This window comes from Roseomonas sp. 18066 (genome assembly GCF_902706185.1).
Taxonomy (GTDB): domain Bacteria; phylum Pseudomonadota; class Alphaproteobacteria; order Acetobacterales; family Acetobacteraceae; genus Pseudoroseomonas.
The window spans coordinates 1-12828 of sequence record NZ_CACSJM010000157.1 but is presented as its reverse complement, the minus strand read 5'-3'; the positions used below and the strand labels follow the sequence as shown (position 1 = coordinate 12828).

The following is a 12828-nucleotide window of genomic DNA, read 5'->3' as shown; positions in this document are numbered from 1 at the left end:
CCCCGGTTCCGCCCCTGGCGCCACCACCCCGCCGCAGCCCGGCGAGGTGCTGCACCTCGCCTGGGACCCGGGCGATGCCTGGCTGCTGCCCGAGCCCGGCCTCGCCGCCTCCAGCGCCGCGGCCGCCGCCGCCGCCCGCGCGGCGCTGCTGCCCGCCTGAGACCCGTGCCTGCCGTCACTGCCTTGCCTGTCGCCCATCAGAGGAGCGCGCCATGACCGTCACCCGCCGCGGCCTGATCCTGGCCGGAACCGGCCTTGCCCTTCCCCTCGCCGCCCCCGGCATCCTGCGCGCGCAGACCGTGCGGGAGATCCGCATGATCGAGGCCGGCGGCAGGTCCGGCGACTCCATGGAGCCCTATATCCGCCCCTTCACCGCGGCGACCGGCACCAAGGTGGTGCGCGAAAGCCCCAACCCCTTCGGCAAGCTGCGCACCCTGGTGCAGGCCGGCCGCCCGCCGGTCGCGCTGTTCGAGGTCGGCAGCACCCAGGTGAAGCAGGGCGAGGCGCTGAAGCTGCTGGAGCCGCTCGACTGGGCCGCCATCGCGCCCGACGAGATGTATCCGGAGGCGAAGTCGCCGCTCGGCTTCGGCTGGCAGTATTATTCGACGCTGATGGCCTGGCGCAGCGATGCCAAGGCGCCGAAGAGCTGGGCGGATTTCTTCAACACCCGCGACTTCCCCGGCAAGCGCAGCCTGCAGGACCGGCCCTATACCCTGGCCTTCGCCCTGCTGGCCGATGGCGTGCCGGCCGACAAGCTGTTCCCGCTCGACATGGACCGCGCCTTCCGGGTGCTGGACCGGATCAAGAAGGACGTCGCCGTCTGGTGGACCGCCGGCGCCCAGCCGCCGCAGCTGCTGCGCGACAACGAGGTGCAATACGCCGCCGCCTATTCCGGCCGCGTCGCCGCCACGCCGGGCATCAGCTACACCTTCGAGGCCGCGGCGCTGGACTGCGCCTACCTCGTGGTGCCGCGCGGCGTCGACCCGGCCGAGAAGGCGGCGGCGATGCGGCTGCTGCGCGAGTTCAGCCGCGCCCCCGCCCAGGCCGAGGCCGCCGCCATCATCTCCTATACCGGCCCCAGCCCGGCGCTGACCCCGCTGCTGCCGCAGGACAAGCTGGCCGAGTTCCCGACCGCGCATCGCGACAAGCAGTTCCAGCACGATGTGAACTGGTGGTACGACAATGCCGAGGTGGTCGAGCGCCGCTGGCAGCAGTTCAAGCTGGGCTTCTGACGCGCATGTCCGCCGCAGCCCCCGCCGCCGGCATGGCGCCGGTCCGCGCCGCGCCGCGCCGGCGGCTGGGGGCCGGCGCCTATGCCATGCCGCTGCTGGCGGTGATGCTGGTCGCCTTCAACCTGCCGATCCTGGCGATGCTGGCGCAGAGCTTCCTCAGCCCCGAGCCCACCGTCGCGCATTGGGCGGAGCTGGTGCAGACGCCGATGTATCTGCGGGTGCTCGGCAACACCTTCTGGATGGCGGCGATCACCGCCGGCGTCTGCGGGCTGCTCGGCTACCCGCTGGCCTTCTGGATCCGGACGCTGTCGGGCCGGGCGCAGCTGGTGGCGCTGACCCTGGTGCTGATGCCCTTCTGGATCAGCGTGCTGGTGCGCACCTATGCCTGGATCGTCGTGCTGGGCAATGCGGGCATGGTCAACCGCGCGCTGCTCGGCCTCGGCCTGGTCGAGGCGCCGGTGCCGTTCCTCTACAACACGCTGGGCGTGACCATCGGCACCACCAACGTGCTGCTGCCGTTTCTCGTGCTGCCGCTGCTGGCGGCGATGATGAAGCTGGACGAGCGGCTGTTCCAGGCCGCCGCGACGCTCGGCGCCAGCCAGCGCGCCATCTTCTGGCGGGTCTTCTTTCCGCTGACCCTGCCGGCCTTCGCGGCGGGTATTCTTTTGGTTTTCATCCTGACGCTGGGCTTCTACGTGACGCCGGCCATCCTCGGCGGCGGACGGGTGCCGATGATCGGCAACATGCTGGACGTGCTGATCAACCTGATGCCGCGCTGGGAGCTGGCGGCGGCCATCTCCACCCTGCTGCTGGTGGCGACGCTGGGGCTCTTCGCGCTGTATCGCGTCATCGGGGCGCGCGGCGCATGAAGGCCGGACCGCTCGCCACGCTGACCGCGCTGCTGTCGCTCGGCTTCCTGCTGGTGCCGATCGTCATCGTCATCATCATGTCCTTCTCCAGCGCCAGCTCGCTGCAATTCCCGCCGCCCGGCCTGTCGCTGCGCTGGTACGACAGCTTCTTCGCCGATCCGCGCTGGGTCGAGGCGCTGCTGACCTCGGCGATCCTGGCGCTCGTCTCCAGCGCCATCGCCCTCGTCCTCGGCAGCCTGGCCGCCTATGCCATCACCCGCGGCACCTTCCGCGGCCGCGGCTGGCTGGAGGCCAACTTTGTGGCGCCGATGATCCTGCCGGCCATCGTCATCGCCGTGGCGCTGTACCTGTTCCTGGCGCGGATCGGGCTGCTGGGGAGCGCGGCCGGCCTGGTGCTGGCGCATGTCATCCTGGCGGTGCCCTTCGTCGTGCTGATCGTCGGCGTCGGCATCCGCGGCCTCGACCCGCGGATCGAGCAGATCGCCTTCACCCTCGGCGCCTCGCGGCCGCAGATGCTGTGGCGGGTGCTGCTGCCCAACCTGGTGCCCAGCCTGGCCTCGGCCTATATCCTGGCCTTCATCAGCAGCTTCGACGAGGTGATCGTCACCCTCTTCGTCGCCGGCACCTGGCAGACCGTGCCGAAGCGCATGTTCAACGAGCTGATGCTGGAGGTGAACCCGACCATCACCGCCATCGCCACCATCATGATCGGCCTCAGCCTGGCGGCCATCGCCGGGGTCGCCGCCATCGCCGGGCGGCGCGGGATGCGCTCGATGATGGGGGATGGCGGCAGTTAGCGCTTGCCGGGCGCGCTCAATCCATACAATAGAGGGTGATTGCATGGATTGATCACCCGATGCCCGGCGCGCCGACCACAACCTGGGCCCCCGCGGTGGACCGCGCCGAGGGCCCGCTCTATCTGGCCATCGCCGAGGCGATCGCCGCCGATATCGCCAGCGGCCGCCTGGCCCCCGGCCAGCGCCTGCCGCCGCAGCGCAGCCTGGCCCAGCGCCTCGGCATCGATTTCACCACCGTCAGCCGCGCCTATGCCGAGGCCGCCCGCCGCGGGCTGGTCGAGGGCCGCGTCGGCCAGGGCACCTATGTCCGCAGGCGGGCCGCCGCACCGCTGCCTGCGGCCAGCGGGTTGGTCGATATGAGCATGAACCTGCCGCCGCGCTTCGCCGATCTCGGGCTGGAGGCGCGGCTGTGGGAGGGCGTCGCCGGGCTGGAGCAGGATGGCGGCATGCCCCTGCTGCTGCGCTACCAGGAGCCCGGCGGCAGCGGCCGCGACCGCGAGGCCGGGCTGGCCTGGATCGCCCCCCGCCTGCCGCAGGCCGAGGCCGCCCGGCTGCTGCTCTGCCCCGGCGCGCAGGGCGCGCTGCTGACCGTCTTTTCCCTGATCACCCAGCCCGGCGATGCGGTTGCCGCCGAGGCGCTGACCTATCCCGGCTTCCGCGCCTTGGCCGCGCATCTCGGGCTGCGGCTGCTGCCGGTGGCCATGGATGCCGAGGGGCTGCTGCCGGACGCCTTCGATGTTGTCTGCCGCGCCGAAAAGCCCAAGGCGCTGTACTGCACGCCGACCTTGCAGAACCCGACCACCGCCACCCTGCCCCTGGCGCGGCGCGAGAAGCTGGTCGCCATCGCCCGCCACCATGGCGTGCCGATCGTCGAGGACGATGCCTATGGCGCCCTGCCCGCCGCCCCGCTGCCGCCGCTGGCCGCCCTGGCGCCGGAGCGGGTCTTCCACATCGCCGGCCTGGCCAAGTGCCTGTCGCCGGCGCTGCGCATCGCCTATCTGCTGCTGCCCGACGCCACGCTGACCGCGCGGGCAGCGGGCGCGCTGCGGGCGACGGCGGGGATGGCCTCGCCGCTCGGCGCCGGCATCGCCACCCGCTGGATCGAGCAGGGCACCGCTGTGGCCATCCGCGACGCGCTGCGCGCCGAGGCCGGCGCCCGCCAGGCCATCCTGGCCGAGGCCCTGTCCGGCCAGGCTTTCGTCGCCGACAGCCAGGGCTTCCACGCCTGGCTGCCGCTGCCCGCCCCCTGGTCGCGCGGCGCCTTCCTGGCCGAGCTCCGCGCCGCCGGCATCGGCGCCGTGGCCAGCGATGCCTTCGCGCTGGCGACGCCGCCGGAGGCGCTGCGCCTCGGCCTCGGCGCCGCCGAGGGACGCGGCGCGCTGCGCCAGGGGCTGGCGGTGGTGGCGCAGCTGCTGCGCCGCGGGCCGGACCGGCCGCGCCTGGTGGTGTGATGGGGCTTGACGCAATCTCCATACATAGAGCATACAATCCCGTATTGACGGCAAGCGCCGCCGCCCCTGCACGGGACCCCGCCCCACCATGTCCGCCGAGACGAAAACCTGGCCGCCGCTTTCCCCCTTCCAGACCGGCATCCGCGGCCGCTGCCCGCGCTGCGGCGAGGGGCATATCTTCGACGGCTTCCTGGCGCTGCGCCCGGGCTGCGAGGCCTGTGGCCTGGATTACGGCTTCGCCGATCCCGCCGATGGCCCGGCCTTCTTCGTCATCTGCTTCGCCTGCGTGCCCAGCGTGGTGCTGGCGCTGTGGATCGAGGCGCGCTTCGAGGCGCCCTTCTGGGTCCACCTGCTGACCAGCCTGCCCTTCATGCTGCTGACCTGCATCCCGCCGCTGCGGCCGTTGAAAGGCTGGCTGGTCGCCAGCCAGTTCTTCTTCAAGGCAGGTGAGAGCCGGCTGAAGGGTCCCGTCACCGGCCAGATTTCAAGCCCGTCATAATCGAGGGGGCATTTCTGTCAGTTCAGTGAAAAACCGGCTTGGCAGCCGGGGCGTCGCCATGGCCTGATGCCGGCTCGAAGTTTTCTGAGTTGGGAGATATGGGCATGCTGCAGCGTCGGATTTTGCTGGGGGCGGTCGCCGCCCTGGGAGCGGCGGCCAGCTCAGCCAGGGCGCAAAGCCAGGTGCTGAAGGTGGGCTCGACGCCGACCGGCATCCCCTTCACCTTCCTCGACACCAAGACCAACACGATCACCGGCTTCATGGTCGATCTGATCACCGCGATCGGCAAGGACCAGGGCTTCGGCGTCGATGTCCAGGCGACGCCCTTCGCCGCGCTGATCCCGTCGCTGACCACCAATCGCATCGACATCATCGCCGCCGCCATGACGGCGACGCCGGCGCGGCGCGAGCAGATCGACTTCTCTGAGCCCGTCTATGCCTATGGCGAGGGCGCGGTGGTGAAGGACGACGACAGCGTCGCCTTCACCAGCATGGACCAGATGAAGGGGCTGACCGCCGGCGCCCAGCTCGGCACCACCTATGCCGAGGCCGCCAAGAAGGCGGGGATGGAGGTGCGCACCTATGACAGCACCGCCGATGTCATCCGCGACGTCTCGCTCGGCCGCATCAAGGTGGGCTTCGGCGACGGGCCGATCGTCGGCTACCAGATCGCCCAGGGCGCCTTCCGCGGCGTCAAGCTGCTGCCGGGCTACAAGCCCAGCGTCGTCGGCAGCGTCAATATCGGCACCCGCAAGGGCGACCCGGCGATGGCCAGGATCAATGCCGGCCTGACCAAGGTCATCGCCGACGGCACGGTGGACAAGCTGATCGCCAAGTGGAACCTGCCGCCTTCCGTGCAGGGATGACCTTCTCCGGATTCCTGCAATCGGCGATCGACTTCCTGCCGATCCTGCTGCAGGGCGTCTGGGTGACCGTCGCGGTCACCCTCTGCGCCCTGGTCATCGCCACCTCGCTCGGCATGGTCTGGGCGCTGATGCGCACCTCCGGCATCGCCTGGCTGGAATGGCCGGCGAAGACGGTGGTGAACATCCTGCGCGGCATCCCGATCATCGTGCAGCTGTTCTACATCTACTTCGTGCTGCCCGAGATGGGCATCGACCTGACCGCCTTCCAGGCCGGCGTCATCGGGCTGGGCGTCGCCTATTCCGCCTATATGGGCGAGGTGTTTCGCTCCGGCATGCTGGCGGTCGACCCGGGCGCCATCGAGGCGGCGGAAAGCCTCGGCCTGCCGCGCTGGCGCATCCTGACCCGCGTGGTGCTGCCGCAGGCGGTGCGCATCGTGCTGCCGCCCTATGGCAACATGCTGATCATGATGCTGAAGGACAGCAGCCAGGCGAGCGTCATCACCGTTGCCGAAATCTCGACGCAGTCGCGCCTGATCGCGTCCTCGACCTTCAAGAACCAGGAGGTCTTCACCCTGGCAGCGCTGCTTTACCTGGCTTTGAGCGTCCCGCTGATCATCCTGGTCGGCCGCCTCGAAAAGAAGTTTGGCCGCGCATGATCGAGATCGAAGGGCTGCAGAAAAGCTTTGGCAGCAACAGGGTCCTCGACGGGATTTCCCTGAAGGTGCCTGAGGGAAAGGTGGTCTGCGTCATCGGCCCCTCGGGCTCCGGCAAGTCGACGCTGCTGCGCTGCGTCAACGGGCTGGAAAGCTACGAGGGCGGCGATGTCCGCGTCGACGGCCTGCGCGTCGACCGCGCGCAGAAAGAAATCCGCGCCGTGCGGCAGCGGGTCTGCATGGTGTTCCAGCGCTTCAACCTCTTCGGCCATCGCACCGCGCTGGAGAATGTCACCGAGGGCCCGATCTATGCGCTCGGCGTCGCCCGCGACGTGGCCGAGCGCGAGGCCATGGCGCTGCTGGCCCAGGTCGGGCTGGCGGGGAAGGAGACCAGCTATCCGGCGCAGCTCTCCGGCGGGCAGCAGCAGCGCGTCGCCATCGCCCGCGCCTTGGCGATGAAGCCGCGCGCCGTGCTGTTCGACGAGCCCACCAGCGCGCTGGACCCCGAGCTGGTCGGCGAGGTGCTGCGCGTCATGCGCGACCTGGCCCGCGGCGGCATGACCATGATGGTGGTGACCCACGAGATCGGCTTCGCCCGCGAGGTCGCCGATCATGTCGTCTTCATGGATCGCGGCAAGGTGGTCGAGGAAGGCCCGCCCGCCGAGGTGCTGGTCGCCCCCCGCGCGCCCCGCACCCAGGATTTTCTCCGACGTGTGCTGCGTCCCCTGGAGGACAAGGAATGACGTCTTCTCTGCCCCCCAGCCTCTATGCGCAGACGGCGGAGCCGGGGCTGACCTTCCCGCCGCTGCAGGAAGAGCTGCGCGTGCCGGTCGCCATCATCGGCGGCGGCTTCACCGGCCTGTCGACCGCGCTGCACCTGGCCGAGCACGGCGTTTTCGCCGCGCTGATCGAGGCGGCCGAGCCCGGCTGGGGCGCCTCTGGCCGCAATGGCGGCCAGGTCAATCCGGGGCTGAAGCCCGACCCCGACCAGGTGGTCGCCGACCATGGCGAGGATCTGGGCGAGCGCATGCTGGCGCTGTCCTACGGCGCCCCCGACGCGCTGTTCGACCTGGTGCGCCGCCACCAGCTGCGCTGCGACGCGCGGCAGCAGGGCACGCTGCGCGCCGCCAACCGGCCGCAGAATGCCGCGGCCGCCGAGGCCACCGCCGCGCAATGCGCCCGCCGCGGCATGCCGGTGGAATATCGCGACGCCGCCGCGGTCGCCGCCATCACCGGCACCACGCGCTATGCCGGCGCCATGTACGACCCGCGCGGCGGCGATGTTAATCCCCTGTCCTATGCCCGCGGCCTGGCGAAAGCCGCGTCGCAATTGGGCGCGCGCCTCTTCGGCGGCACCCCGGCGGTGTCGCTGGCGCGGGAGGGGTCGCTGTGGCGGGTGACGACGCCGCAGGGCGCGCTGCTGGCCGAGCAGGTGGTGCTGGGCACCAATGGCTATAGCGGCGATCTCTGGCCCGGGCTGCGGCAGAGCGTGGCGCCGGTCTACAGCTCGATCGTCGCCAGCGAGCCGCTGCCGGAGGCGGTGGTGCAGGAAATCCTGCCGCTGCGCTGCTCGGTCTATGAAAGCGGCCATATCACCGTCTATTACCGCGTCGACCAGGGCAACCGGCTGCTGATGGGCGGCCGCGGCCCGCAGCGCCCGATCGGCAGCCCCGACCCGGTGCAATACCTGGTGCGCTATGCCGAGACCCTGTGGCCGGCGATGAAGAACCGCCGCTGGACGCATGGCTGGAACGGCCAGGTGGCGATGACCGCCGACCACTATCCGCATCTGCACGAGCCCGCCCCCGGCCTGCTGATGGGGCTGGGCTATAACGGCCGCGGCGTCGCCATGGCCACCGCCATGGGCCGCCAGCTGTCCCGCCGCGTGCTGGGCACGCCCCAGGCGGCGATCGACATGCCCTTCAGCCCGATCAAGCCAATGCCGTTTCATCGCTTCTGGAAGCTGGGCGTGGCGGCCACCGTCTGGCAGGGGCGCATCCGCGACCGGCTGGGGCTGTAGCCGGCGTCACGGCTGCTGCTGCAGGCCGAGCTCCTCCGCCGCCGCGGCATGCAGGCTGCGCGCGGCGGCGGCCAGGGCGGCATCGGGGGCCGGGCCGGCATTCTCCACCATGCTGTCCAGCAGCTTCTCGAATTCCAGCGCCGCCAGGCCGACGCGGCGCAGCCCCACCACGCTGGCGGTGCCGGCGACATTATGCGCCAGCCGCAGCGCCAGCTTCAGGTCGCGCCCGTCGCCGCTGCGCCGGCTCTGCTCCAGCGCAGCGTCGAGCTCGCTGAGCTTCTCCCCCAGCCGTGCGGCATAGAGGGCGCGGATCTGCTCCAGCTTCAGGCGAACGGCCTCGCGCGCGGCCGCCTGGGCGGTGTCGTCAGCCATCGGCCTGTCCTTCCATGACCAGGTGCTTGATGTCCTCGAGCCCCATCCCCGCGGTGACCAGGCCGCTTTGCAGCAGCTCGTCGCCGGCGCCGCGGGCGATGCAATGCTCGGGGTGCTGCGCCACCAGCGTATGACCCAGCGCGCGCAGCCGGCCGGCGGCGGTGGTGTCGGCATGCAGGGCGCTGAGCGCCATGACCAGCAGCTTGCGCTCGCCCAGCCCGGGCGAATCCAGCAGCGTCGCCAGCGGCGTCCCGGCCGGGCCCGGCTGCGCCGTCACCTGCAGGGTCGGCGGGCCGCCGCCGGCGAAATGCAGCCGCGCCACCTGGCCGGGCGGCAGCACGGCGACGCGGTCATGGCCCAGCGCCGTGCCGTCCTCGGCGGCGAAGATCGGCAGCGCGATGCGGGTCTCCAGGAAGCGCAGGAAGGGGCCGAACATCGGTGGCGGCAGGTCGGGGGCGACCAGCATCGGCATGCGCAGCCGCTGGATGCCCTGCAGCAGGGTGGACAGCGCCTGCGGCCCGCCCTCCCCGGCCATGGCGAAGGCCAGGTCGTGCTGCTGCAGCCCCAGCGCCGCCGTGCCGCTGCTGGCCGGCGCCGCCTGCAGCCGGGCCTGCTTGCCCCAGTGCTGGATCTTCTCGACCAGGGTCTCGGCGATGGTGCTGAGGTCGACATCCAGCGCCGAGGCGGATTTGCAGACGAAGTCGCTGGCCCCGGCATTCAGCGCGCGGAAGGTCAGCTCGCTGCCGCGCTCCGACAGGGAGCTCAGGATGATGATCGGCACCCGGCGCTGCTCGGTGATCAGCCGGGTCGCGGTGATGCCGTCCATCTTCGGCATGTCGAGGTCCATGGTGATGACGTCCGGCGCCAGCTCGCCGGCCATGGCGACACCCTCGTCGCCATTCTCAGCCTCCCCCACCACCTCGATATCGTCGCGCAGCTCGCACATGGCGGAGATCGCCATGCGCATGAACATGGAATCATCCACGATCAGCAGGCGAGTCTTGCCGGAAGTTGCCATGCCTTGGCTCATGGAATCTCTCGGTCCTGTCATGGCCGGCCGATGCCGGCACGGGAGAGGGCCAGACTAGGGAGGAAAGCCTGACGCAAGCTGAACGCGGCCCGGTTTGATGGAATCCGGACCGCGCCTTCGCTCAGGGGATCAGCGTGTAGGCGTTGATATGCAGCGTGTCGGTCACCGAGGCCGTCGTATGCGTCACATTGTCCGTGGTGGTCGCGGTGATGGTCAGGTCGAAATCCACATTGGCGGTCGGCTTGATGGTGACCGCCGCGAATTGCGCCTGGGTCAGCACGTAGCTGCCATCGCCCTGCAGCGCGCCGGTCGACAGCGTCGCGCCGGCGGCCAGGCCGCTGACATGGATCGAGGCCGTCTCGGTCGGCTGCAGCCCGGTGAGCGAGCTGCCCAGCGCGGTGTTCAGCCCCACCTTGGCATTGACGTTGTGGAACAGCGGCAGGTTGAGCGTCCCCGGATCGGCGGTGTTCAGGATGGTCAGCGCCAGAGTGGTGCTGCTGGTGGCGCTGGTCAGGGTCGAGCTGTCGAAGACCGTCGCCGTGACGCCGATATTGGCCGAGCCCGGCGCCGTGCCGTCGATCTGCAGGCCGCTGAGATCGGAAAGGTTCAGCGTCCAGTCATTGGTCAGCAGGTCCTTCACGCCATGGTTCAGCACGGCGCCGGTGGGCAGGTTGGTCAGCCGGATCGAGCTGTAGGATTCGGTCGCCGCCCCGTTGGACAGGCCGATCGACAGGTTGCTCCAGGCATCCTCCAGCACGGTCAGCGAATTGCCGGCCGGCAGGGTGATGGTCGGCGCATCGGCCACGTTCTGGATGGTGATCGGCAGCGCGGCGATGGCCTTGACCGTGGTGTTGGTGATCGGCTCCGTCACGCTGACCGTGATCTTCAGCGGGATGGTGCCCGGATCCGGCGCGGTGATCGACAGGTTCAGCAGGTTGTTCAGCAGGTTGCTGGGGTCGAGCGTGTAGCTGCCATCAGCCTGCAGCAGCCCGACCGACAGCGAGGCGCCCGCCGGCAGGCCGCTGATATTGACCGAGGCCAGGCTGCCGAGATTGAGGCTGCTCAGCCCGATCGGCAGCATGATCGGCGAATCCTCCCGCCCGATGATGGGGATGGAAGGCAGGTTGATGGTCGGCACATCCGGCACGTCGATGACATTCAGCGCGACATGGGCGGTGGTGCTGGCGGTGGTGTGGCTGCCATTGTCGGTCACCGTCGCCGTGACATGCAGCGTGGTATTGCCCGGATCCGGCGCGGTCAGCGTCAACCCGGCAAGCTGCGCCTGGGTCAGCGTGTAGCTGCCATCCCCATTATGCGTCCCGGCCGAGAGCGTGGCGCCGGTCGGCAGGCCGCTGATATTGAGGCTGACCGTCTCCTGGCTGCCCAGCGCGCCGAGGGTGATCGGCAGGGTGATCGGCACATCCTCGGCGCCGACGATGGGCAGGCCGGGCAGGGTCAGGCTGGGCGCGTCGGCGACATTCAGCACGTTCAACGCCACATGGGCGGTGGTGCTGGCGGTGGTGTGGCTGCCGCTGTCGGTGACCGTCGCCGTCACATGCAGCGTGCTGCTGCCCGGATTGGCCGCGGTCAGCGTCAGCCCGGCGAGCTGTCCCTGGTTCAGCGTGTAGCTGCCATCGGGGTTCAGCGTGCCGGCCGAGAGCGTCGCGCCCACCGGCAGCCCGCTGATGGTGACGCTAACCGTCTCCGACGTCCCCAGCGCGCCGATGCTGACCGGCAGCACGATCGGCAGATCCTCCAGCCCGGTGACGGGCAGAGCGGGCAGCGTCAGGCTCGGCGCATCCGCCAGATTCAGCACGCTCAGCCCCAGATTGGCGCTGGTGCTGGCGGTGGTGCCGCTGGCGCTGTCGGTGACCGTCGCCGTGACATGCAGCGTCGCATTGCCCGGGTCCGGCGCGTTCAAGGTCAGCCCGACGAGCTGCCCCTGGGTCAGGGTGTAGCTGCCATCCGGATTATGCGTCCCCGCCGAGAGCGTGGCGCCGGCAGGCAAACCGCTGATGGTGACGCTGACCGATTCCGTCGGGCTCAGCGCGCCGATGGCTACCGGCAGCAGGATGGCGGTGTCCTCCAACCCCGCCAAGGGCAGCGCCGGCAAAGTGACGCTGGGCGCGTCGGCGACATTCAGCACCTGCAGCGCCAGGTTCGCGCTGGTGGTGGCCGTCGTGTTGCTCGAGGTATCGGTGACAGTGGCCGTCACATGCAGCGTGGTGTTGCCTGGGTCGGGCGCGTTGACGGTCAGCCCGGTCAGCTGTGCTTGCGTCAGCGTGTAGCTGCCATCCGGATTGTGCGTGCCCGCCGACAATGTCGCACCGGCTGGCAAGCCGCTGATGGTGATGCTGACCGTTTCCGAAGCGCCGATGGAAGCCAGCGTGATCGGCACCGCGATCGAATGATCCTCGAGGCCGACCACCGGAACAGCCGGCAAGGTCAGGCCAGGCGCATCGGCGACGTTGAGCACGTTCAGCCCGACATTCGCCGAGGTCGTCGCCGTCGTGCCGCTGGAACTGTCGGTCACCGTCGCCGTGACATGCAGCGTGGTGTTGCCAGGGTCCGGCGAGGTGATCGTCAGCCCGGTCAGTTGCGCCGGGGTCAGCGTGTAACTACCGTCCGGGTTGTGCGTCCCGGCCGACAGCGTGGCGCCGGCCGGCAGGCCGCTGATGGTGATGCTGACCGTCTCCGTCGGCGACAGCGGCGCCAAGGCGATCGGTAAGGCGATCGAGGCATCCTCCAGCCCGGCCAGCGGCAAGGCCGGCAGGGTCAGGCCCGGCGCATCGGCGACGTTGAGCACGTTCAGCCCGACATTGGCGCTGGTCGTCGCCGTCGTGCCGCTGGAGCTGTCTGTGACGGTGGCCGTGACATGCAGCGTGGTGTTGCCCGGATCCGGCGAGGTGATCGTCAGCCCGGTCAGCTGCGCCTGGGTCAGCGTGTAGCTGCCGTCCGGATTGTGCGTCCCCGCCGACAGCGTGGCGCCGGCCGGCAGGCCGCTGATGGTGATGCTCACCGTCTCCGTCGGCGACAGCG

General features: G+C 70.2%; 12 protein-coding genes. 9 read left to right on the top strand and 3 right to left on the bottom strand.

Features of this window, described 5'->3' with window-relative positions; all coding sequences use genetic code 11:
• The first annotated feature begins 212 nt into the window (after positions 1-212).
• The 9 genes from GVN67_RS24090 to GVN67_RS24050 all read left to right on the top strand — a co-directional run bounded on the left by GVN67_RS24090 (position 213) and on the right by GVN67_RS24050 (position 8387).
• Positions 213-1232 (top strand): extracellular solute-binding protein, encoded by a 1020-nt coding sequence (locus GVN67_RS24090; protein ID WP_159999867.1) that lies wholly within the window; start codon positions 213-215, stop codon positions 1230-1232.
• Between the two features lie 5 nt (positions 1233-1237).
• Complete coding sequence (locus tag GVN67_RS24085) at positions 1238-2101, top strand: ABC transporter permease (RefSeq protein WP_159999866.1); 864 nt, start codon at positions 1238-1240, stop codon at positions 2099-2101.
• Positions 2098-2898, top strand: coding sequence for an ABC transporter permease (locus GVN67_RS24080; protein WP_159999865.1), 801 nt, complete (start codon positions 2098-2100; stop codon positions 2896-2898). The genes GVN67_RS24085 and GVN67_RS24080 overlap by 4 nt, the downstream gene beginning before the upstream one ends.
• A gap of 59 nt (positions 2899-2957) precedes the next feature.
• Entirely contained in the window at positions 2958-4349 is a 1392-nt protein-coding gene (locus GVN67_RS24075) for a PLP-dependent aminotransferase family protein (protein ID WP_159999864.1), read from the top strand.
• Between the two features lie 88 nt (positions 4350-4437).
• Complete coding sequence (locus tag GVN67_RS24070; RefSeq protein WP_159999863.1) at positions 4438-4848, top strand: DUF983 domain-containing protein; 411 nt, start codon at positions 4438-4440, stop codon at positions 4846-4848.
• 104 nt (positions 4849-4952) lie between these two features.
• Positions 4953-5714 (top strand): ABC transporter substrate-binding protein, encoded by a 762-nt coding sequence (locus GVN67_RS24065; RefSeq protein WP_159999862.1) that lies wholly within the window; start codon positions 4953-4955, stop codon positions 5712-5714.
• Positions 5711-6370 carry an amino acid ABC transporter permease gene (locus tag GVN67_RS24060; RefSeq protein ID WP_159999861.1) on the top strand — a complete coding sequence of 220 codons (660 nt, stop codon included), beginning with the start codon at positions 5711-5713 and terminating at the stop codon, positions 6368-6370. The genes GVN67_RS24065 and GVN67_RS24060 overlap by 4 nt, the downstream gene beginning before the upstream one ends.
• Complete coding sequence (locus tag GVN67_RS24055; protein WP_159999860.1) at positions 6367-7110, top strand: amino acid ABC transporter ATP-binding protein; 744 nt, start codon at positions 6367-6369, stop codon at positions 7108-7110. The genes GVN67_RS24060 and GVN67_RS24055 overlap by 4 nt, the downstream gene beginning before the upstream one ends.
• Positions 7107-8387 (top strand): FAD-binding oxidoreductase, encoded by a 1281-nt coding sequence (locus GVN67_RS24050; RefSeq protein WP_159999859.1) that lies wholly within the window; start codon positions 7107-7109, stop codon positions 8385-8387. The genes GVN67_RS24055 and GVN67_RS24050 overlap by 4 nt, the downstream gene beginning before the upstream one ends.
• Positions 8388-8393: 6 nt before the next feature.
• On the opposite strand, the gene GVN67_RS24045 is transcribed toward GVN67_RS24050, so the two are convergent.
• From GVN67_RS24045 to GVN67_RS24035, 3 genes are all read right to left on the bottom strand, one after another.
• Positions 8394-8759, bottom strand: a complete 366-nt coding sequence (locus tag GVN67_RS24045) for an Hpt domain-containing protein (RefSeq protein WP_159999858.1) — start codon at positions 8757-8759, stop codon at positions 8394-8396.
• Positions 8752-9789 carry a response regulator gene (locus GVN67_RS24040; protein WP_159999857.1) on the bottom strand — a complete coding sequence of 346 codons (1038 nt, stop codon included), beginning with the start codon at positions 9787-9789 and terminating at the stop codon, positions 8752-8754. Before GVN67_RS24040 ends, GVN67_RS24045 begins: the two co-directional genes overlap by 8 nt.
• 121 nt (positions 9790-9910) lie before the next feature.
• The coding region (locus GVN67_RS24035) for a beta strand repeat-containing protein (protein WP_368667259.1) at positions 9911-12828 on the bottom strand (2918 nt) is incomplete at its 5' end.